This is a genomic window from Acinetobacter sp. ABJ_C1_1 (assembly GCF_044684115.1).
Lineage (GTDB): Bacteria > Pseudomonadota > Gammaproteobacteria > Pseudomonadales > Moraxellaceae > Acinetobacter > Acinetobacter nosocomialis_A.
This window is the reverse complement of the sequence record NZ_JBITPU010000003.1, coordinates 52,858-73,748: the sequence shown is the minus strand read 5'-3', so window position 1 is coordinate 73,748 and position 20,891 is coordinate 52,858. Positions and strand designations below refer to the sequence as shown.

The 20,891-nt window shown below is 39.0% G+C and carries 20 protein-coding genes; 13 read left to right on the top strand and 7 right to left on the bottom strand.

Annotated features, from left to right (window positions below; all coding sequences use genetic code 11):
- The first annotated feature begins 248 nt into the window (after positions 1 to 248).
- The 3 genes from ACG59Z_RS06060 (at position 249) to ACG59Z_RS06050 (ending at position 3,801) form a co-directional block, all read left to right on the top strand.
- On the top strand, positions 249 to 1,670 hold the full coding sequence (locus tag ACG59Z_RS06060) for a GntP family permease (protein ID WP_400198408.1): 1,422 nt from the start codon (positions 249 to 251) through the stop codon (positions 1,668 to 1,670).
- A gap of 33 nt (positions 1,671 to 1,703) precedes the next feature.
- Positions 1,704 to 2,489, top strand: coding sequence for a 3-hydroxybutyrate dehydrogenase (locus ACG59Z_RS06055; protein WP_400198407.1), 786 nt, complete (start codon positions 1,704 to 1,706; stop codon positions 2,487 to 2,489).
- A 325-nt stretch (positions 2,490 to 2,814) separates the two neighbouring features.
- Complete coding sequence (locus ACG59Z_RS06050) at positions 2,815 to 3,801, top strand: AraC family transcriptional regulator (protein WP_001987950.1); 987 nt, start codon at positions 2,815 to 2,817, stop codon at positions 3,799 to 3,801.
- Between the two features lie 67 nt (positions 3,802 to 3,868).
- Here the strand turns inward: ACG59Z_RS06050 and ACG59Z_RS06045 are convergent, their stop codons facing one another.
- A complete protein-coding gene (locus tag ACG59Z_RS06045; protein WP_400198405.1) occupies positions 3,869 to 5,212 on the bottom strand; it encodes an MFS transporter in 1,344 nt (447 codons plus the stop codon).
- A 329-nt stretch (positions 5,213 to 5,541) separates the two neighbouring features.
- On the opposite strand from ACG59Z_RS06045, the gene ACG59Z_RS06040 reads away from it, so the two are divergent.
- From ACG59Z_RS06040 to ACG59Z_RS06020, 5 genes are read left to right on the top strand one after another with little or no spacing between them, the layout of a single operon-like run.
- Positions 5,542 to 6,792 (top strand): dienelactone hydrolase family protein, encoded by a 1,251-nt coding sequence (locus ACG59Z_RS06040; protein WP_400198403.1) that lies wholly within the window; start codon positions 5,542 to 5,544, stop codon positions 6,790 to 6,792.
- Between the two features lie 12 nt (positions 6,793 to 6,804).
- Positions 6,805 to 7,590 carry an SDR family oxidoreductase gene (locus ACG59Z_RS06035; protein WP_207293940.1) on the top strand — a complete coding sequence of 262 codons (786 nt, stop codon included), beginning with the start codon at positions 6,805 to 6,807 and terminating at the stop codon, positions 7,588 to 7,590.
- 43 nt (positions 7,591 to 7,633) lie between these two features.
- Positions 7,634 to 8,872, top strand: a complete 1,239-nt coding sequence (locus ACG59Z_RS06030) for a styrene monooxygenase/indole monooxygenase family protein (RefSeq protein ID WP_400198401.1) — start codon at positions 7,634 to 7,636, stop codon at positions 8,870 to 8,872.
- A 28-nt stretch (positions 8,873 to 8,900) separates the two neighbouring features.
- Positions 8,901 to 9,431, top strand: a complete 531-nt coding sequence (locus ACG59Z_RS06025) for a flavin reductase family protein (protein ID WP_207293938.1) — start codon at positions 8,901 to 8,903, stop codon at positions 9,429 to 9,431.
- Between the two features lie 52 nt (positions 9,432 to 9,483).
- Complete coding sequence (locus tag ACG59Z_RS06020) at positions 9,484 to 10,431, top strand: transporter (protein WP_272308252.1); 948 nt, start codon at positions 9,484 to 9,486, stop codon at positions 10,429 to 10,431.
- A gap of 55 nt (positions 10,432 to 10,486) precedes the next feature.
- On the opposite strand, the gene ACG59Z_RS06015 is transcribed toward ACG59Z_RS06020, so the two are convergent.
- From ACG59Z_RS06015 to antA, 4 genes are all read right to left on the bottom strand, one after another.
- Complete coding sequence (locus ACG59Z_RS06015; RefSeq protein ID WP_272308253.1) at positions 10,487 to 11,545, bottom strand: AraC family transcriptional regulator; 1,059 nt, start codon at positions 11,543 to 11,545, stop codon at positions 10,487 to 10,489.
- Positions 11,546 to 11,994: 449 nt separating this feature from the next.
- Entirely contained in the window at positions 11,995 to 13,029 is a 1,035-nt protein-coding gene (gene antC, locus ACG59Z_RS06010) for an anthranilate 1,2-dioxygenase electron transfer component AntC (protein ID WP_151962782.1), read from the bottom strand.
- A 5-nt stretch (positions 13,030 to 13,034) separates the two neighbouring features.
- A complete protein-coding gene (gene antB, locus ACG59Z_RS06005) occupies positions 13,035 to 13,526 on the bottom strand; it encodes an anthranilate 1,2-dioxygenase small subunit (RefSeq protein WP_004701688.1) in 492 nt (163 codons plus the stop codon).
- 2 nt (positions 13,527 to 13,528) lie between these two features.
- On the bottom strand, positions 13,529 to 14,944 hold the full coding sequence (gene antA, locus ACG59Z_RS06000) for an anthranilate 1,2-dioxygenase large subunit (protein WP_400198395.1): 1,416 nt from the start codon (positions 14,942 to 14,944) through the stop codon (positions 13,529 to 13,531).
- 219 nt (positions 14,945 to 15,163) lie between these two features.
- Here antA and ACG59Z_RS05995 point away from each other — a divergent pair, with 219 nt between their 5' ends.
- The 4 genes from ACG59Z_RS05995 (at position 15,164) to ACG59Z_RS05980 (ending at position 17,795) form a co-directional block, all read left to right on the top strand.
- On the top strand, positions 15,164 to 15,514 hold the full coding sequence (locus ACG59Z_RS05995) for a winged helix-turn-helix domain-containing protein (RefSeq protein ID WP_400198394.1): 351 nt from the start codon (positions 15,164 to 15,166) through the stop codon (positions 15,512 to 15,514).
- A gap of 181 nt (positions 15,515 to 15,695) precedes the next feature.
- Complete coding sequence (gene modA / locus ACG59Z_RS05990) at positions 15,696 to 16,481, top strand: molybdate ABC transporter substrate-binding protein (protein ID WP_400198392.1); 786 nt, start codon at positions 15,696 to 15,698, stop codon at positions 16,479 to 16,481.
- Positions 16,478 to 17,170, top strand: coding sequence for a molybdate ABC transporter permease subunit (gene modB, locus ACG59Z_RS05985; RefSeq protein ID WP_209048072.1), 693 nt, complete (start codon positions 16,478 to 16,480; stop codon positions 17,168 to 17,170). Before modA ends, modB begins: the two co-directional genes overlap by 4 nt.
- A 4-nt stretch (positions 17,171 to 17,174) precedes the next feature.
- Positions 17,175 to 17,795 carry an ATP-binding cassette domain-containing protein gene (locus ACG59Z_RS05980; protein ID WP_400198390.1) on the top strand — a complete coding sequence of 207 codons (621 nt, stop codon included), beginning with the start codon at positions 17,175 to 17,177 and terminating at the stop codon, positions 17,793 to 17,795.
- 46 nt (positions 17,796 to 17,841) lie between these two features.
- Here ACG59Z_RS05980 and ACG59Z_RS05975 read toward each other — a convergent pair whose 3' ends face one another.
- The gene (locus tag ACG59Z_RS05975) at positions 17,842 to 19,446 is read right to left on the bottom strand and encodes a PepSY-associated TM helix domain-containing protein (RefSeq protein WP_400198388.1); all 1,605 of its coding nucleotides are present in this window, start codon (positions 19,444 to 19,446) and stop codon (positions 17,842 to 17,844) included.
- A 2-nt stretch (positions 19,447 to 19,448) separates the two neighbouring features.
- Entirely contained in the window at positions 19,449 to 19,739 is a 291-nt protein-coding gene (locus tag ACG59Z_RS05970) for a hypothetical protein (RefSeq protein WP_400198387.1), read from the bottom strand.
- A gap of 413 nt (positions 19,740 to 20,152) precedes the next feature.
- Between ACG59Z_RS05970 and ACG59Z_RS05965 the strand changes: the two genes are divergently transcribed.
- Entirely contained in the window at positions 20,153 to 20,884 is a 732-nt protein-coding gene (locus ACG59Z_RS05965) for a 4'-phosphopantetheinyl transferase (protein ID WP_400198385.1), read from the top strand.
- Positions 20,885 to 20,891 lie beyond the last annotated feature (7 nt).

The window sequence follows — 20,891 nt, the reverse complement described above, 5'->3', positions numbered from 1 at the left end:
AAATAAAATCTTTAAAATAGTGGTATTTTACCACTTAAAGAATATAGGTAATTGTATTTTCTTGATATTTTAAAATTTAAATAAATTACATTGTTTTTAAATATTTTAGTGATATTTTATTTTTAAGCTCATTTACCTATTACCACATATGGATATTGTGATTTTTGTCATTTTAGGTTTGGGATAACCTAAATATCTTTTGGTAATTTTATTGAACCTAATATCTATTCTTTAGGGAGAAGGAATATATGTGGGAATTATTTGTAATTCTACTTTCACTTGGGCTGTTAATGTATACAGCTTACAAGGGCTTTTCTGTCATTCTCATGGCACCAATTTGTGCCTTACTTGCTGTTCTACTCATTAACCCAGCCAATGTTTTACCATTTTATTCGGGTGTCTTTATGCCGAAAATGGTTAACTTTATTAAAGATTACTTTCTTGTATTCTTGCTTGGTGCAATTTTCGGTAAAGTCGTTGAAATGTCAGGAATTGCTGAGTCTATTGCTAGAACCATTGTAAGATGGATTGGGGCGAAAAAGGCAATTTTAACCGTTGTACTTTTAGGTGCAATTTTGACCTACAGTGGAGTAAGTTTATTTGTTGCGGTATTTGCCATTTATCCATTTGCAAACCAGCTATTTAGACAAGCCAATATTCCAAAACGTTTAATTCCGGGAACCATCGCGCTCGGTGCATTTACATTTACCATGGATGCATTGCCGGGTACGCCACAAATTCAAAACGTAATTCCAACTACATTCTTTGGCACCAATATTTATGCTGCACCATTCCTCGGAATTATCGGCGCTATTTTTGTTCTATGCATGGGTTTGAGCTACTTGGAATGGCGTCGCCGCGCTGCTGCAAAAGCTGGCGAAGGGTTTTCTGGTTTTGGTGTAGACAATACGCAGCCTCAAGAAATTGAAGCCGAAATGACTATGCAAAATAATGGAAGTACGGCACGTCAGTTTTTAGCGTTTGTACCCCTTATTCTTGTTGCAGTAATGAACAAATATTTGTCTAAAGCAATTAAAGAGTGGTATCCAAATGGCTTTGATTTTGCCACCGTTGGTTTAGCTGACTACACTGTCGATGTTGCAAAAACTGGTACGATCTGGGCGGTTGGACTTGCACTTATTGTCGGGATTATTTCTGCAATTTTATTTGATTATCAGCGTGTCGTGACGAATTTTAAAGAGGGCATTAATGCCAGTATTGGCGGCTCACTTTTAGCAGTGATGAATACGGCTTCTGAGTATGGTTTCGGAGCAATTATTGCGTCATTGCCGGGCTTTGCCATGATTAGTCATGCAATGAGCAGTACTTTTACAAACCCTTTAATGAATGGGGCGGTGACCACAACCGTTTTAGCAGGTATTACAGGTTCAGCTTCAGGTGGTATGAGTATCGCTTTAAGTGCGATGGCTGAACACTATAACGCTGCGATTTTAGCCGCTGGTATTCCACCAGAAGTCATGCACCGTGTGGTTGCAATGGCATCGGGGGGTATGGATACCTTACCGCACAACGGCGCCGTAATTACTTTACTTGCTGTTACAGGTTTAACCCATAAACAATCGTATAAAGATATTTTTGCAGTCACAGTAATTAAGACATTAGCGGTATTTGTGGTGATTACGGTCTTTACCGTAACAGGTATTGTTTAAATCAGCACGTTATAAGTATTAAGGAGTAAATAGATGACTAAACTTTTAGACAGTAAAGTTGCTTTTATTACAGGTTCTGCAAGCGGTATCGGTCTAGAGATTGCTAAGAAATTTGTTCAAGAAGGTGCCAAAGTTGTTATTTCTGACATGAATGCTGAAAAGTGCCAAGAAACGGCGAACTCACTTAAAGAGCAAGGTTTTGATGCACTATCTGCACCTTGTGATGTGACCGATGAAGATGCTTATAAACAAGCAATTGAGCTGACTCAAAAGACCTTTGGTACAGTCGATATCTTAATTAACAATGCTGGCTTTCAACATGTTGCGCCTATTGAAGAGTTTCCAACGGCTGTTTTTCAAAAGCTAGTTCAGGTCATGTTAACAGGGGCATTTATTGGAATTAAACATGTTTTTCCAATTATGAAAGCTCAAAAATATGGTCGTATTATTAATATGGCTTCAATTAATGGCTTGATTGGTTTCGCTGGAAAGGCAGGTTATAACAGTGCTAAACACGGCGTAATTGGCCTAACAAAAGTTGCAGCTTTGGAATGTGCACGTGATGGTATTACGGTAAATGCTTTATGTCCGGGGTATGTAGATACACCATTGGTCCGTGGTCAAATTGCAGATTTGGCTAAAACCCGTAATGTGAGTTTAGACAGCGCACTTGAGGATGTAATTTTGGCAATGGTTCCTCAAAAGCGTTTGCTATCTGTTGAAGAAATCGCTGATTATGCAATTTTCCTTGCGAGTGAAAAAGCAGGTGGAGTAACAGGCCAAGCTGTCGTGATGGATGGCGGTTATACGGCCCAATAATTTAATTGTTTTATATAAAAGCCGCTTATTCTATATAAGCGGTTTTTTATTCGTTAAAAATTTATGATTATCTACTGTTCAAAATAATGCTTTATCTCTACTATAACTTGTTATAAAAAACTAAGAAAATAAGTTCGTTAGGGTATAAATTTATACTTTAAAGGTATTTAACTTATTTCCATTTTTAAAATTTAATAGAGTATGAGAAAGTAATATTTACGCTATTTCCTGATTAGATATTTTCAGGAAAACTCGTCAATTAAAGGATATTAATTGGCATACAAGTTGCTTTTTTAGCAATAAGTTTTAGCTAGGTGAAAAGGATATGATATCACTCAGCCAACAGATGGAACTCAATCATTATTCACGCAAAGCTGAATTTGCGCAGAATCTGATGTCCACAATTTGTGGTGAACACCGTCTAGACACAATTTACAAAGATAATCTCGATTTCCACTATGACGGAATGCGTTTGCCCAATAAAAAAATGGCAATCGGTACAATCAGTTATGGTGCAAACGTCGCTATCAACATCTCAAATTTAAAAGCTTATAGCATTAGTTTACCTATACAGGGGCGACAAGCTCTCAACATTCGTGGTGCACATTATCAATCTGATGAAAACAGAGGTCTAATTGTTTCAAATAATGATCAACAAGATCTGATTATCGATAAAGACTGTAGAAAATTTCAGGTGGTTATTCCTGAGCGAAGTATGCAGATTGTCCTTGCAGATTTACTGAATAAACCTATAGAAACGCCTATCATTTTTAACCCTGAAATGCACTTAGACTCTGAGCAGCTGATTGGAGCGTGGTGGAAGAATATTCAGAATTTTTTGCAGCTAAAATCACAATATAGCAATTTTTATGGTTTACAGATGTTATCTGAAGACTATGAAAATTTTGTAATTAAAGCCTTACTATTATCTCAAGAAAACAACTACTCTGAAGCTTTAAAGTCACTCTCACATCAAGATGAGCCAGCTTATATTCGAAAGGTTCGTAATTTTATTATTGAACATGCTCACGAAGAAATCTGTGCAGAAGACTTGCAGCGTTTGGCTGGGGTTTCAAAATCAAAATTGTATGATGAATTTCAACAATACTACGGCACCAGCCCAATGTCGTATTTGAAAAAATATCGTCTTCAACAAATTTACAAAATCTTGAGCACTACAGGAGCAGATAAAAAGGTTTCTATTTCAAAGCTTGCGTATGACTGGGGCTTTAACCATTTAAGCCGTTTTTCTCAAGAATATCGTGAAGAATTTGGAGAAAACCCAAGTGAGACCAAAGGCAAAATTTTCTGATATTTAATTTTCCAAATAAAAAACTGATTTAGGCAACTAAATCAGTTTTTTATTTATCGATTAATATTTATAGACTTTCTTCGAGCTTTAACACCTGTTTGTGTTTAGATTTCTCATAAATTACTTTTAGGCTAAGTGCAATAAATGAGATGAAGGTTGGTATTGCTAGAATAAAGAAAATACCGCTTAAGCTTAGGCTGAAAGTGAAAATGAGCGAGCCAAAGAAAGCGCCTAAAATTGCACCGATACGACCAATACCATGCATCCATGAAACACCAACCGCGCGGCATACTGCTGGATAGAACATAGCTGCAAGTGGCAGTAATGAAGACTGTGCACCAGCGAGTAAAGCACCAATTAAGAAAATAGTAAGACCCAATAAGAAAATATTTGAGCCCACCAAACCTGCAACAATGAATAGGGCGAAAGCAATCAGATATGAATATTTAATAACTGTAGTTGGGTTCAGTTTATCCATGTACCATCCCATAATGGTTGCGCCAATTACACCACCAAAAGGGAAAATCGCGGCAATTAAACTAAACTGTTGGGTACTGAAACCTGCTGTTTTTAAAATCGTTGGCATCCAGCTTGTTAAAAGATAGAACACCAAAAGACTAGTAAAACAGCAGAGCCAAAGCATGCTTGAACCCCAAAGATATTTTCCTAAAACTACTTTAAACGGATTTTCATCCGATGCAGTTTCTGCTTGAGTTAAAACAAGTTTTACAGGCTCTTGAAAAGAATGACCTTGAATGTTTTCTAAGATACGCTGTGCTTTATCTTGTTGATGACGTGTAATTAAGTATTGCGTTGATTCAGGTAATTTAAGTAATAAAACAACCACTAAAATTAGGGGAATACTTCCTCCAATAATAATCACTTTAGCCCAGCCATAGCTTTCTAATAGATAAGCTGACAGCACACCGCCGCACGAAATACCTAGCATAAATCCACAGCCAGCAAGACCTGTAAGGAATGCTTTACGTTTTACAGGCATATATTCTGAGACAATAGTACTGATATTCGGCATAGCTGCCCCTAAACCAACACCTGTAATAAAGCGATAAATCATTAAGTCTTGGGTTGAATTAGCAAAGCCACACAAAATGGTAAATATGGAAAACAAAAGGCTTGTAAAAACAATAACGCCTTTGCGGCCAAACTTATCGGACAGAGGCCCAGAAATGATTGCACCGATCGACATGCCGACTAAAGCAGCACTTAAAACTGGTGCAAGTTGAGGCTTGGTAATTCCCCAGTCATCTAGTAATGCCGGAGCAACAAAACCAATAATTCCTGTGTCTAGACCATCACAGAAAAAGACAAAAAAGCCTAGAATAAAAACTACCCACTGTAAGGGAGACAGTTTTTCGCGATTGATAATCGTATTCGCATCTATCGTTTTCATATGTATTCCTTCTTAAAATTATTTAATTCCCTGAGTAATTCAATGTATTCGTTACAAAACCTGTATCTTTGATTGAACTATTTTTAGCCAGTCTTCACTATCCAATAAGTCCTAATCTTCATCCATTTTTTCCAAATTAGATAAAAAGCAGTAATTTAATTTTTTAATTTAAGTTTTTGAAATATAGATGTTTCTTTGTTTTTGATTTTTATCCAGTTTGATTGATTTTGATAATTGCGCAGAGATTGGATAATGCTTGCAGCTTTTGGACAGTCTAAAAAAAATTTCAGATAGAAGATAAAGCCATAACAATGTCAGGAGTTGACACTATGGCTGGTCAAACCATTCAAATTAAAACTGCATCTGGAAAGCAGTTCAGTGCATATCTAGCGACACCAGAAACAGGAAAAGGACCTGGTGTGGTGCTTTGTCAGGAAATCTTTGGAGTGAATGCAGCAATGCGGGAAAAGGCAGATTTTCTTGCAGAAGAAGGCTATACCGTTTTAGTTCCTGATCTATTTTGGCGTGTAGCACCTAATATCGAACTCGGTTATACACCAGATGATTTTCAAAAAGCTTTTGAACTTTATCAGCAATATGATGAAAATCTTGGGGTTGAAGATATTCAGGACAGCTTAGCTTTTTTAAAGACTCGACCAGAATGTGACTCCTCTACAGGCCTCGGTGTGGTGGGGTACTGTTTGGGTGGAAAGCTTGCTTATCTTGCGGGTTGTCGACTTTCGGAAGTGGCATGTGCTGTAGGTTATTACGGTGTAGGCATTGAAAAAGCGTTAGATGAGTTAGCCAATATAAAAGGACGTTTGGTTTTACATATTGCAGAACTGGACCAATTTACACCGCCAGATGCGAGACAAACGATTGTCGATGCAGCTAACCGATATTCAAATGTACAAGCTTATGTTTACGAAGGCGTTGATCATGCCTTTGCACGACCAAAAAGCAATCATTACCACAAACCTTCAGCACGCTTTGCTCACGAGCGTACAGTAACAGCTCTACATGACACGATTGGACCGAAATATGACCTAGTCGCACTCTGGGAAGAGCATATTCGTCATGAGTTCGATACACGTGACGTACCAGCAACCATGGCAACAATGGTCGCAGAACCTTATGTCAACCATATTCCAACGTTAACTGGTGGGGTAGGCCAAAGCCAGCTTGCTCGTTTTTATCAGTATCACTTTGTTCATCAAAACCCAAAAGATATGAAGATCACTTCGATCTCTCGTACGGTTGGCTCAACGCAAGTGGTAGACGAGTTCATTATGAGCTTTACCCACGACGCTGAAATTGACTGGTTATTACCGGGTGTAAAACCGACTGGTAAATATGTCGAAATTCCAATGTTAGGTGTAATTCAGTTCAGAGGTTCAAAGCTGTGCCATGAGCATATTTACTGGGACCAAGCATCGGTGCTCGTTCAAATTGGTTTATTAGACCCAACAGGCTTACCAGTTGCAGGTGTCGAGACAGCGCGAAAACTTCTTGATGAAGATCTTCCTTCCAATACGTTGATGCCATCTTGGTCAAGTAGTGAAGGCAAGCCAGTCAATTAAGGAGTATCTGCAATGAATATAGATTTAAAAGGAAAAGTTGCTGTGGTGAGCGGCGGTGCAACACTGATTGGTAAAGCTGTTGTACAAGCCTTGGTGAGTGCAGGTGCTCATGTCGCTATCTTAGATATTGATGCCAAAGGTAAGGCGATTGCCGAAAGCTTTAACCATGGCGTGATGTTTATTCAAACCGATTTAACCAGCGATGTGGCTATCCAACAAGCTGTGGCGGATATTCACCAACATTTAGGTGAAGTGAGTTACTTGGTCAATCTGGCATGTACCTACTTAGATGACGGTTTTAAATCTTCACGTCAGGATTGGTTACAAGCACTCGATATTAATCTGGTCTCTACAGTTGAGCTGAGCCGTGCTTTATACAATGACCTAAAAAAGCAACAAGGTTCAATTGTTAACTTTACTTCCATTTCAGCCAAAGTGGCACAAACAGGACGCTGGTTATATCCGGTTTCTAAGGCCGCGATACGTCAACTCACACAAAGCATGGCAATGGATTTTGCTGCCGATGGTATTCGCGTCAATTCGGTTTCTCCGGGTTGGACATGGTCTCGTGTCATTGCAGAAGTCAGCGGTAATAACCGTGAAAAGGCCGATAGCGTGGCAGCCGATTATCACTTACTAGGTCGATTGGGTCATCCCGAAGAAGTCGCCAATGTTGTTTTGTTTTTATTGTCATCCGCTGCCAGTTTTGTCACCGGAGCAGATTATGCGGTCGACGGTGGCTATTCAGTGATGGGCCCTGAAGGATTACAGCCCGCTATTCCACGTTTAGCTGAATAGCACAGCGTTTTAAAAGCACATTTAGAAAATTATGGAGAATATTATGCGCCGTATTGCAATTGTTGGAGCAGGACAGTCTGGTTTACAGCTTGGTTTAGGCTTATTAGATACAGGATATGACGTAACCATGGTCACCAATCGAACTGCCGATGAAATCCGTCAAGGTAAAGTCATGTCAAGCCAGTGTATGTTTCATACCGCTTTACAAACTGAACGTGACTTGGGACTAAATTTCTGGGAAGAACAATGTCCAGCAGTAGAAGGCATTGGGCTAGCTTTAGTTAATCCTGAAAATGGTAGTAAAGCATTTGAATGGAGCGCTCGTCTTGAGCGCTACGCTCAATCGGTCGATCAACGCGTCAAAATGCCATATTGGATGGAAGAATTTGAACGCCGTGGCGGTCGATTGGTGATTCAAGATGTAGGAATAGAAGAATTAGAACAACTCGCAAACGACTACGAGCTTGTATTGCTCGCCGCTGGTAAAGGTGAAGTTGTTAAACAGTTTGAACGTGATGATGTACGAAGTCTTTTTGATAAACCGCAGCGCGCTTTGGCTTTGACCTACGTCAAAAACATGAAGCCAATTTCACCTTATTCACGTGTGACTTTTAACATTATTCCTGAAGTCGGGGAATACTTTTCATTTCCGGCACTAACCATCAATGGGCCTTGCGACATTATGGTATTTGAAGGTATTCCAAATGGGCCAATGGACTGTTGGCAAGATGTGAAAACACCAGAACAGCACCTGCAATGTAGTCTGGACTTACTCAAGAAATTTGTGCCTTGGGAATATGAACGCTGCGCAAATGTTGAATTAACTGATGCTGGTGGTTATTTGGCAGGGCGTTTCCCGCCGACGGTACGTAAGCCCGTTTTAACCTTACCGTCTGGCAAAAAGATTTTTGGCATGGCAGATGCCTTAGTGGTCAATGATCCAATTACCGGTCAAGGCTCAAACAATGCGGCTAAGTGTAGCAAGATCTATTTTGATGCCATTTTAGCCAATGATAATCAAAGCTTTAGCGAACAATGGATGGTTCAAACTTTTGAACGCTATTGGGCTTATGCAGAAAAAGTCGTGGCTTGGACCAATAGCTTGTTATTACCACCAGAGCCTCATGTCGTTGAACTCCTAGCAGCTGCAAGCCAAAACCAGAGCATTGCTTCAATTATGGCCAATAACTTTGATGACCCACGCGCCTTTGCTCCGTGGTGGTTTGATGCAGATCAAGCTCAGGCATTCTTAGCTTCAAAAAACACAGCAAAAGTGGCCTAAGGTCAAAATATCAAAGGGAGTTTTAAAAATGGACACAATTGACACTTTAGCTTTACAAGCGATTAATGCCGAAAACCCAAGGGAAATTCGTAATTTGCTTGGTCAGTTTGCAACTGGCGTTACCGTGATTACCACTCGTGGTAAAGATGGCCGGAAAATAGGTATGACAGCCAATTCATTTTCATCTCTGTCGTTAGATCCGCCATTAATTTTGTGGAGCCTTTCAAAAACGGCGCCAAGTTTGCCTGATTTTGTAGAAGCTGAATATTTTGCTATTCACATGTTGGCACAAGAGCATCATCAGCTTTCGGGGCATTTTGCTCGAGGTGCCGAAGACAAATTTGCAGGCATTGCCCATCAACAATGCAATGCTGGCGTTCCAATTTTGACTGATGCACTCGCAACCTTGGTTTGTCGCAATGTAAATCAGTATGAAGGCGGAGATCACCTGATTTTTATTGGTCAAATTGAACAATACCAACAGCGTCAAGGTGAACCATTGGTATTCCACGCAGGAAAGTATCGGATTGCCGCTGAGCATCCAGAATTAGCAGGTTAATTCACCACAATCACGATCAATCCGGTCGTGATTTTTTATAGGAAATAAGTAGATGAAAAGCACTTTAATTAAACATGGATTTTTAGCAGGGACATTGTTGGGTTTGCCATTGGTTACACATGCCTATGATTTACCGACCGTAAATTTAGGCATGACCAGCTTTCTCGATGGCGGATTACCTGCAGGGCCTGGCTGGTATGCTCAAACCTATTTTCAAAATTATGATAGCAATAAACTGGTTGATGCCAATGGACAAAAACTCGGTTTACCTAAAACAGATTTAAATTATCAAGTATTGGTTGAGCAGATTAGTTATTTATCAAATGTCCGAGTAAAAGATAAAGCCAGCCTAGGTATGAATTTTTTAATTCCTTTTGTCAGCAAAATGGACATGGATGAAGGCTTGAATAATGCGGCAATTAAAGCCCAAAGTGGCTTTGGGGACATTATGATCGGACCTTTTATTCAGTTCGATCCAGTCATGGGCGCACAAGGACCGAAGTTTGTACATCGTTTTGAGTTTCAAGTGAATTTACCTACTGGCGAATACGACCAGCAAAAAGATATTAACCCAGGTAATAACGCCGTTTCATTTGATCCTTATTGGGCTGCAACATATTGGTTTAATCCCAAATGGACTGCGTCAACACGTATCCATTATCTCTATAACTTTAAAAATGATGACCCAAGCTATGCCTTTTCTGGAGCAAATGATATGCAGGCAGGGCAAGCAATTCATGCAAACTTCGCAACAGACTATGCCATTACTGAACAGTTCCGCTTGGGACTAAATGGCTATTGGCTAAAACAAATCACTGACACCGAAGTCGATGGTGAAAAAGTTAAAGGTCGACGTGAGCAAGTGTGGGCGATTGGTCCGGGTGCGATGTATAGTTTTTCTAAAAATGATCACTTGGTTGCAAATGCTTATTTTGAGCAAGATGCTGAAAACCGCCCAGAAGGTACGCGACTACAAGTTCGCTATGTTCATCATTTTTAAGCCATAAAAAAAGCCTTTTAGATCAATCAATATAAAAGGCTTTTCTCTATTTGTTTTAAGAAAAAATTGAAGTAATGATGCCTGACCCTTCACTCTGTCCAGATCGGCGAGTAGACGAAGGTAACTCACCATAACGGCGTTTATACTCTTGTGAAAAACGGCCTAAATGAGTAAATCCCCATTTAAATGCAACGTCTGTGACCGATAGATTTTCATTATGCATGAGTTCTAAATGAGCTTGTTCAAAGCGTAATTCCTTTAGATAAGACATTGGGGTTGTCCCCAAGTAATTTTTAAAACCAGTAAATAGTGTTCTCACACTCACGCCTGCATGTTCAGCCAAAATTTCGACATTAAGCGGCTCATGTAAATGTTCTTTAATATAGGCTTCTGTACGCTTCACGAAATAAGGAGAGACTGTTTTTTCTTTATAATGATCAAGCTTATGTAATGCGTTATTGGGTTGACCATAAATGAGCGCATTAAACAAATTTGACTCAAATTGTTTAAAGGCTAATGGATAATGGAGCGGGTGCTGATCACATGCTAAAGCATCCATTAATGTTCGAACGAGCTGTAAAAAATAGGCTCCACCTTGGGTAGAAAAATCTAATTTAGGGTCAAAAATGAGTAAGTTATTTTCTGGATCAGCAATATGTTGACGGCAATGGTAAGTAAAATCATCCTTTGACACTTTTAGAATAAGCTGGGGTGAGTTCGCATGCCAGCGCATACGTAAAGATTGCTGAGGTGAAATAAGAGAGGCAACTTGATAATAAGAAATAAACTTTTGCGAACCAAACTCGATTTCTGCATAGCCTTGAGTTGGAATCTGAATTAAGTAAAAATTATCCAGATGATCTGGTTCAATAATGACATCCGCGCCATATTCCAAGCGGCTAATAGACAATGCGCCTGTTTTAACATGGTGCATAGTTGCACTGAAATCTCGCTTCTGATGAGAGATTTTAAGATCATGCGGTTTAAAAATTTGGCCTACATTGCGGCAGGTTTCGCTTAAATCGTGGTGATCGAACACCAAATTATGATTGGTAAAGATAGACTCATTTTGAAAATGACGTCCATTGAGTTCGTGGGAGTTGGCTTGGTTCATATTTATCCCTTTTGGCTCACTCCTGTATTTACCTATGTTGCAAAAGTTTTAAACTTTCACTGTACAATAAGTAAATACGGCACTTAAAAATTAAGTTAAGCGTAAAATACAATGAGATATAAGCAAGATATAGACCAATCTAACCGCTAGTTATTGTGATTTTCTCAAACTTTTACGTCGGATTTTGTCCATCAATTTAATACATTCGAGAAATAGAATAGGGGGATATAAAAGGTGCTATAACTTAATCTCATCATGATCTTATTCCTTAAGATCTATCAAAATTTATAACAAATCCGTGCGAACTGGTCAATTTATTTTGTCGGAATTCATTATTTTATATTATTGATATATAAAAGCTTTTAATTTAAATGCAAAAATTCAATATACCCCTTATAAGAGTATATTGAATCATTTCAGGTTTAGTAGTTTTTAAGCTATTTATACTTTTAACGTGAGGTATTGCTCTGTAAAAATTTCTCGCTGTAGATACGGTAGTTTTGCAGAGCTTGCTCATCTAACCAATTTTTAACGGCTTCAATCATTGGCGGTGGGCCACATAAATACATATCAAAAGCTTGCTCGGCCAGTTGATCTTTATTCAAGTGCTCATGAATATAGCCTGCTTTGCCTTGCCATGTTTCAGTTGCTTTAGTCACAATCGGGTGATAACTAAAGTTTGGTAGCTGCTCCGCGTAGGCATGTAAACGTTGTTGTTCACACAAGTCAGTTTCATTATTTACGCCGTAGTACAACTGAACGGCAGGTGAGTTAGGCTGCTCGACCAAGTTATCAAGCATTCCTAAAAATGCGGATAATCCTGTTCCACCTGCCACAAAAACCAGTGGACGCTGTACTTCACGTAAATAGAAACTACCAAGCGGTGCTTCAATAAGTAGGGTTTGTCCGACCTGACAACGATCACGCAAATAATTACTCATCACACCATCTGGCAAAAGACGAATTAAAAACTGCAATTGATTGGTTGCGTTTGGTCTATTTGCAAAAGAATAAGAACGCCAGTCTTCAGTATCTGGAATTTGCAAACGAGCATATTGACCCGGCAAGAACTGAAGCTGTTCAGCGTGACTGCTCGCATCAAGATGCAAAATTGCTGTTGTTTCAGAAACCAGCTCAACCGCAGTCACTTTGGTTTCAATTTTTAAAGTATCACCAGCGTTACAGATCGCAGAATCATGATCGAAATAAAAAGCTGCATCGGATTTCACGCGCGTCTGGCAAGCTAACATTTTGCGCTCAGCCAAATCACGCTCACTTAATGCATCTTCATCAACATATTCTTGTTCATAAAGACCAGTTTCACATTGTCCCTGACAGGTACCACAAACACCTTCACGGCAGTCTAGCGGTAGGTTAATTCCTTGGCGAACTGCTGCATCAAGCAACAATTCGTCGTTATTTACCGAAATGAAAAAGGTTTTGCCGTCGGCAAAGTTAAGTGCAACTGAATGTCCCATTTTCATTCCCCTTAAACGTGATAGAAGTCTAAAACGGAATCAATTTTGTCATTCAGCAAAATGCTGTGCTGACGACGAATACGGAAACCATCTGCTGTTTGGCGTAAAAGATAAGTAGCGTGTCCGTAAAAACAACCTTCTAATCCTTGACGGTTATACAGCGTTTGCCATGCAACTTTTGCTTCAATTAATCCATCATCCAGTGTTTTAACTCGAATGTTATTCATGCTGTGTAACGTACGTGGTAATGGTGTTGCAGACGCAGCTTTTCCTGTACGAATACGGAATACACGGTCTTCAAGTCCTGTACGGTCTGCATAATAAATATAAGACAAACCCTGATTTGGATCTTGAACATAGTTATGGTCATCAATCCACTGTGGAATATGATATTCACTATCTTCATCATAAAGCTCTAGATAGGCATCCCAGTCATAAGCATCACAAAGTTCTGCTTTTTTGTACAAAAACTGAGATACAGCAAAATTTAGTTCTTGTGACATGGTTACACCTCATCCATTAGGGCATTGTTTTCAAAAGTAATATCTTGCATTTTTAATGCTTTCTTGTTTAATCCGTCGAGCATTAGACGTTGCCAGTGTCCATGCTGGTTTACGTAGAGTCCTTCGTGGGTAAACTCTCGGCCAGTAATGACGGGTTGAATGCCTAAATCTAGTGAGTTTTTGGTTGCACCGTATTCCCAAGACTGACAGCCGCGAGAAATATCGCTCCAACGTTCAAGTCGTGCTTGGAAACCCTTTTGCTGTTCACGGAATTCAACTAAATCGTCTGGTGTACCAAGGCCTGATACGTTAAAGAAATCTTCGAACTGGCGAATACGGTTACGGCGCGCTTCAGCAGATTCACCTTTAACACCAATACATTGACTAATGACTTCGGTTTTATTCCATGCCACAGGACGAACAATACGAAGCTGTGAGCTAATCTGGTCCATAAAGAATAGGCTAGGGTACAAATTCAAGTTTCTTAAACGATGCATTGCCCATTCAGCATATTTGTCGCCGTATTTTTCGACCATATACGGCATAACTGTGTTGTAACCCGGACGAACTGTTGGGTTCGGCATGTCACTAAATAATACGCTATGACCATTTTTGAAACTAAACCAGCCATCGTCGGTTTCTGAGTCACCGGCACCTAACTTGCTGTAGTCAAGCGTATCGAGTTCTTCACCTTTTGATGCATTGACTTGTTGGCGATGTTGGACTGTAGAAACATAGTTATAGTGAACAGTACTTACATGGTAACCATCTAGGCCATTTTCATTTTGTAGTTTCCAGTTACCTGCAAAGGTATAAGATGACTTGCCTTGAAGTACTTCGAGTTCACCTGTTGGCGACTGGTTAACCATTAAATCAAGGAACAATTTGGCATCGCCCAAAAAGTCTTCTAGAGAATCTGTTGCTTGAGTATCAAGGCTTACAAACACAAATCCACGGTAGCTGGCAATACGGCCTTGTTTTAAGCCACGGCTTGATTTATCAAAATCTTCACAATATTCACCAGGTGCTTTGACTTTCACCAAACGGCCATCTGACTTATAACACCAAGCATGGAACGGACATGTAAAGGTTGACTGGTTGCCTTTGGCAACGCGTGTTAAGGTCGCGCCACGATGCTCACAAGCATTGACCATCGCGTGTAATTCGCCTTTACCATCACGGCTTACAATAATCGGTTGACGACCAATTTGAACTGTTAGGAAATCATGATTGTTTGGAATCTCACTTTCGTGACATGCATAAATCCAAACCTTTTCAAAAATAAGTTCCATTTCTAAGTCAAATAGTTCAGGCTCAGTAAACATATTACGTGCAATACGAAACACGCCATCGTTAGGACGGAAGTCGATACATCCATCTACAAAATCATTCCATTGTTTTAAATTAGATGAGGTCATTTGCTCAATCCTATTCATTCAGCTTTTACCTGATTGAACCGCGATTAGGCTTTGCCATCTATCCGTTTTTTCCAGATCTTTATCCACTTTGTGCAGTTTTGATTTTTTAATAAGACTATTTTTAAGAGCTAATCGAGATTTAAATTTGTATATGTCTTAGCTTGTTAAACTTACCTATAATGTTAGCGAGCATAAAATAAACTTTTGTGAACTAAGTCTATGAAAGAACAAAATTTAAAACTACAGATTAGAATTCTTTTAGAGCAGAACATTGCATTTGGACCGGGTAAGGCAGACTTACTTGAAGCAATTGAGAAAACTGGTTCGATCTCACAAGCCGCAAAATCTATGAATATGAGTTACCGCCGTGCATGGCAGCTGGTAGACACCATGAACCAGTGCTTTGAAACAGCTTTAGTTGAAACTCAAACAGGCGGAACACATGGAGGTGGGGCAGCCGTTACAGCTTTGGGCCAGAAAGTCTTAGAGCATTACCGCCAAATGGAAATCAATGCTCGACAAGCCTTAGAACATGACTATCAAATTATGAATAGCTATTTAAAGAAATAAGATGAGAATTATTTTATAAATCAAAGAATTTAAGCGTGAATCAGTTTTGCTTAACTATAGGTTTTTAATTGCTCAGAAAAAATATCTATCTTTATAAATAATTTCTACTTTTCATCGTCTATGGTTATCGCTATATTCTTGGGTATATATCGCTGCAAAAAACGACAAAAAGGTAAACATAATGGTAAGTGATACGAAGATAAAAAATTTGGCTTTAGCCTGTTCAGTGCTCAGTATAGGATTGGTATTTAATGTTCCCGCTAAGGCTGAATCGGTTACCGTTTATGCAGCAGCGAGCTTAACCAATGCAATTAACGATTTAGAAAAAATTTACGAAAAACAAAATAAAGTAGAAGTTAAAACCTCATATGCAGGCTCATCGACATTAGCGAAACAAATTGAAGCTGGGGCACCGGCAGATATTTTTATTTCAGCAGATACCCTGTGGATGGATTATCTGCAAAATAAAAAATTAGTTGCAGCAAATGACCGTATAAATTTATTAGGCAACCGTCTGGTTTTAATTACCCCTAAAGGTCAGTCACTAAAAGTAAAACTAGATAAAACCACCGATCCCAATAAAGTATTTACAGGCAAGATTTGTACAGGGGATACCAAAAGTGTGCCTGTAGGCAAATATGCTAAACAAGCTTTTACCAATTTAGGTTGGTGGAGTCGTATTGAGCCGAAGTTAGTTGAAACAGAAGATGTTCGAGCGGCATTAAACTTTGTTGCGCGTGGTGAATGTCAGGTTGGCATTGTCTATGCAACCGATGCAGCGATTAGTAAAGATGTAACAGTAGTTGGTGTATTTCCGATAAATACGCATTCGCCAATTATTTATCCTATAGGGATGGTTAAAAAGAATCCTGACTCAGCAAAGTTTTATCAATTTTTACAAAGCAACCAAGCCAAATCAGTCTTTAAAAAATATGGCTTTAGTGCGCTAGCTCCAGTTAAACCATGATGTTTTCTTTAACCCCAGAAGAACTCAGCGTTCTGCAACTTTCTTGTAAGGTTGCAGCAAGTTGTCTTGTGGTCAGCATTATTCCTGCAATTTGTGTGGGGTGGTTTCTGGCACGTAAAGAGTTCTGGGGTAAGTCATTCATTGAAACATTGGTGTTTTTACCTTTAGTACTACCACCAGTTGTTCCTGGTTATTTGTTATTACAGGTATTTGGTAGCCACGGCATTATTGGACAATATTTAGCACCGCTCGGAATTGATTTTGCATTTAACTGGAAAGGTGCCGTTCTTGCTTCAGCAGTAATGGGTTTCCCGTTATTGGTGCAATCTATTCGTCTAGCGATTGAACTGGTCGATCAGCGTTTAGAAATGGCAGCAAAGACATTAGGTGCCTCATCTTTAGGGGCATTTTTTCATGTCACTTTACCTCTTGCCAGCAGTGGCATTTTAATTGGTGCTATTTTGTGTTTTTGCCGTAGTTTAGGTGAGTTTGGTGCGACCATTACCTTTGTGGGTAATATTTCAAATGAAACACGTACTTTGCCTTTAGCCATGTATAGCTTGATGCAACAACCCGATACAGAAGCCGCTATTCAACGGCTTATTGTTTTATCATTAAGTGTGGCTTTTTTAGCATTATGGTTTGCACAGTGGTTTCATCGGTATCAAAAAAAGCGTTTAGGGCGGTAAGGTTATGTTGATTGATTGCCGTTTTCAGTTACAAATGGGTCAATTTCAAATTGAACCTAGTTTCCAGTCAGATGCTGCTGTTATTGGATTATTTGGTGCCTCTGGGTCAGGTAAAACATCGATTTTACATGCCATTGCAGGGTTGAACACACCGCATAGTGGACTCATTAAGATACAGGATCAAACATGGTTTGATTCAGATCAAAACATTAACTTGAGTACCCAAAAGCGGCATGTTGGATTGGTTTTTCAAGATGCTCAGCTTTTTCCGCATAAAACGGTAAAGCAAAATTTATTATTTGGTCTTAAGCACCTGTCCCAACAAGAGCGTCACTTTGAAGCAGATTACATTATTGAATTATTAAAGTTAGGGCACTTATTACAACGTATGCCCATCAAACTTTCAGGTGGTGAAAAACAACGTGTGGCACTGGGTCGAGCATTATTATATTCACCTAAGCTGTTACTCCTTGATGAGCCATTATCAGCACTAGATGCGAATCATAAAGCTGAAATTATTCCTTTTTTTCAGAAGGTAAAAGAGGAAATAAAAATTCCGATGATTTATGTGAGTCATGATATTCAGGAAATTAAACAACTGACCAAAACAATGTGGATTTTATAATTTTTCATATTTCACACATTATTTCAGCCATATTGATTTATGGTGGTTAGCTAGCCCATAAACTACCCGTTGGAGCAGATTTTCGGCGATCTTGGGCTTGTTGATAAAAACGCCAGAAAGCGAAAGCAAAAATGATAGCTAAGAAATCAACTACTAAGATTTCTCCGCCATGTACCCATAGGCCACTTTGAGGAATGAAGTAAGCTAAAAGGGATGTAAGCGGAATCGCAAATAACACTAAAACCAAGGTTAACAGCAGTTGTGGTAAAGCTTTTGCATAGCCAATCACAAAGGTATAAATCAAACTCAGTAGGAAAATCGCATAATAACCATACATAAAGAGGTGATTCATGCTTTCAATGTTAAGCGCTGCGAAAAGCCAACGACTGGCCAACATTGTACCTACGACAGCTAAAACACACCCTAAACATGCACCTATCGTTAAGTTCGCAAGGAACACTACATCTTTACGTTGAACAGGAACTGGATCTTCAGCACGCTTTTGCTTACGTGCACGAGTTTCAACCCAAAGGATGTTACCTGTATAAAATAGGAAAGCGCCACCGACACCTAACACAAAATAAATCCAGCGTACGCCCGTACCACCAAAACTTCCAAAATGTAGACTAAACATGGCGTTGATTAACTTATTCCCAGCATCAGTCTGTGTGTTAATACCTTTATGATTAAAGTGCTCAACTGCATATGGATTCATACGCATAAAGTCATGATTTGCACCGCGCAACATCTGATCTGAACTATACAGGGCAATACGTGCATTGGCTTTTTCAGGTTTGTCTAGGCCACTGAACTGGATATAGTCAACTGAATATTCAGGCGCTACTTTTTTAGCTTGAGCTAATATTTGCTGCACATCAATCTGTGTTTGTTTAGGCTGAATAAGTGCAGGCGGAGAACGCTGAAAAACAGGCTGCCCTTTGAGTGCAAGTTGTCCAATCGCATCATAAAAAAGGTCATGAAAAGCAAAGACAATAACGCTAATACTAATAATGATGTGGAACGGTAAACTGGTAATTCCAATCACATTATGCGCATCTAACCAAAAACGCTTTTTATTTTTGCCAGGCCGAATAACAAAATAATCCTTTACCAAGGTTGGTAAAAGTATGATCAATCCTGAAAGCAGGGCAAGAAAATATAAAATTGAAACCACGCCCATCACATAGAGACCTAATCCGTGATGGCCTGCCATGCCCGGTATGCCTGCTGTTTCATGCAACTGTTCAATTAGCCAGCCTGCTTTAGATAAGTTTTCTTGAGCAACAATTAACTCGCCGTTGTTATCTAAGCTTGCCATCCACGTAGACTGAGCAGCATTAAAACCATCGCCACGTTCATGTTCACTCCACGTAATGGGTGCATAGTGAAATTCATTGGACGATAAATTTAGTGTGAAGTTCTTTTGCGCAGCAGGATAGGCAGTCTGTACTTTTTGAATAAGCTCATTATATTGATCGGGTGAGACTTTCGGTAAAACTTGCTGTGTTGGCGTAGCCCACTTACTAATATGGTGCTGAAACATGCTGAGCCCACCAGCAAAGAAACAGATAAAAAGCAAAATCCCAGCACATACACCCACCCAAGTATGCATGCTTTTTGCTAATTTCATGATGTCTGAACGTACTTTCATGTTTAACCCCGTAAGACAAAAATACAGCTATACGCTAGGGCATTCGCAATCAATAAATAGATAAGCGCTTTTCGTCCAGTCGTAAAAAAATAACTAGCAAACATAATCGGCATCCAAACCCAAGGAACACTCCACATACCCACTTGCACCAATAAATCCATGGCAACATAAGGTTGGCCTAATAAAACAATCAAATTACCAATAGCGATAGAAAGACTTAGACCAAAAACACCACCAGCAAAAGTTTTACTCCACCAGTCTGGCTGGATCGGAGACTGAATTTTAACTTTCATGAAATCAGTTTCCGTTTAAAAAGCGCCATAAACGGAAGAAACGACCACGCAAAAATGATGAGCATGAACCAACAAAAAGCGGCAACAACTTTTGGTAAGCTTGCAAAAAGCGCAATAAATCCAATGCCTAATAGCAATAGACCCAAATACTTAAAGAAAGTAGGAAGATGTTGAGACAACAGATTTTGGTTGCTATGACTACAATAGATACTGACCGCTCCCAACAGAGTCAAAAAAAGTCCTATAAGTTTCATAATCGATGTTTATAAGTAAATTAAAGGCAAAATTTACCCAACAGTATAAGCAAATAATAATTATTATCAAATGATAAATATAATTATTTACCTATTCGTGGTGAGTAAGTTAAGATAGGAGATAACTCATTAAAAATATTTATTTTGAAGTTGAATACAGTGAGTCATTATCTATATATTCCTGAACAAATCAGTACATCAATTTATGAAATCTCGAGTCCTATTTTTTTTTCATCCGAGCTATTTTGTTATGGTCTAGATTTATCAAAAACACAACAATTACATATAGACCAACAATTAGATCATCCCCTAAAAATTGCTCAAGCGCGTGTCGAACGTAAAAATGAATACTTATGTGGCAGGGTATTAGCTCAGGCTGTTTTAAATCATCATTTCTGTTTAGATCAGCCAATAACCTCGATGCACGAACCTTTACCCATTTGGCCAACTCATGTTTTGGGGAGCATTAGTCACTCACAAAGTAAGTTAATTGTTGCGTTATCTAATAATGCGATTTATTTGGGAATTGATATCGAGCATTGGGTGACCTCAGAATTTGCTCAAGAGAGTGCACATCTTATTTTAACGCCATCTGAGTTTGATTTATGGAAAGGTAAAGCGGCTGAGTTTTTTGATTTTGCCCGTTATGTGAGTTTAATTTTCTCTGTAAAAGAAAGTCTATATAAAGCGGTTTATCCCACTGCAAAGCAATATATTGATTTCTTAGAAGCATCTATCGTTGATATTAATTTAAAAAATCAGACATTAACGCTAAGTTTTTTGCCAGAAATTCAGCAACGTTATCAACTCTTGGAACAATATCAAGGTGGCTGGGCTATAGAACAAGACCATATTATGACTTGGGTTTTTCAGATACGAAATTCTTCTTAAAATAAAA

Coding starts and splice junctions, on each gene's coding strand:
- ACG59Z_RS05995 (WP_400198394.1), top strand. CDS start 15,164: ATGAAAGAACAAAATTTAAAACTACAGATTAGAATTCTTTTAGAGCAG.
- ACG59Z_RS06015 (WP_272308253.1), bottom strand. CDS start 11,545: ATGAACCAAGCCAACTCCCACGAACTCAATGGACGTCATTTTCAAAAT.
- antA (WP_400198395.1), bottom strand. CDS start 14,944: ATGACCTCATCTAATTTAAAACAATGGAATGATTTTGTAGATGGATGT.
- ACG59Z_RS05980 (WP_400198390.1), top strand. CDS start 17,175: ATGTTGATTGATTGCCGTTTTCAGTTACAAATGGGTCAATTTCAAATT.
- antC (WP_151962782.1), bottom strand. CDS start 13,029: ATGAAAATGGGACATTCAGTTGCACTTAACTTTGCCGACGGCAAAACC.
- ACG59Z_RS06060 (WP_400198408.1), top strand. CDS start 249: ATGTGGGAATTATTTGTAATTCTACTTTCACTTGGGCTGTTAATGTAT.
- ACG59Z_RS06025 (WP_207293938.1), top strand. CDS start 8,901: ATGGACACAATTGACACTTTAGCTTTACAAGCGATTAATGCCGAAAAC.
- antB (WP_004701688.1), bottom strand. CDS start 13,526: ATGTCACAAGAACTAAATTTTGCTGTATCTCAGTTTTTGTACAAAAAA.
- modA (WP_400198392.1), top strand. CDS start 15,696: ATGGTAAGTGATACGAAGATAAAAAATTTGGCTTTAGCCTGTTCAGTG.
- ACG59Z_RS06050 (WP_001987950.1), top strand. CDS start 2,815: ATGATATCACTCAGCCAACAGATGGAACTCAATCATTATTCACGCAAA.
- ACG59Z_RS05975 (WP_400198388.1), bottom strand. CDS start 19,446: ATGAAAGTACGTTCAGACATCATGAAATTAGCAAAAAGCATGCATACT.
- ACG59Z_RS05970 (WP_400198387.1), bottom strand. CDS start 19,739: ATGAAAGTTAAAATTCAGTCTCCGATCCAGCCAGACTGGTGGAGTAAA.
- ACG59Z_RS06055 (WP_400198407.1), top strand. CDS start 1,704: ATGACTAAACTTTTAGACAGTAAAGTTGCTTTTATTACAGGTTCTGCA.
- ACG59Z_RS06035 (WP_207293940.1), top strand. CDS start 6,805: ATGAATATAGATTTAAAAGGAAAAGTTGCTGTGGTGAGCGGCGGTGCA.
- ACG59Z_RS06020 (WP_272308252.1), top strand. CDS start 9,484: ATGAAAAGCACTTTAATTAAACATGGATTTTTAGCAGGGACATTGTTG.
- ACG59Z_RS06040 (WP_400198403.1), top strand. CDS start 5,542: ATGGCTGGTCAAACCATTCAAATTAAAACTGCATCTGGAAAGCAGTTC.
- ACG59Z_RS06030 (WP_400198401.1), top strand. CDS start 7,634: ATGCGCCGTATTGCAATTGTTGGAGCAGGACAGTCTGGTTTACAGCTT.
- ACG59Z_RS06045 (WP_400198405.1), bottom strand. CDS start 5,212: ATGAAAACGATAGATGCGAATACGATTATCAATCGCGAAAAACTGTCT.
- modB (WP_209048072.1), top strand. CDS start 16,478: ATGATGTTTTCTTTAACCCCAGAAGAACTCAGCGTTCTGCAACTTTCT.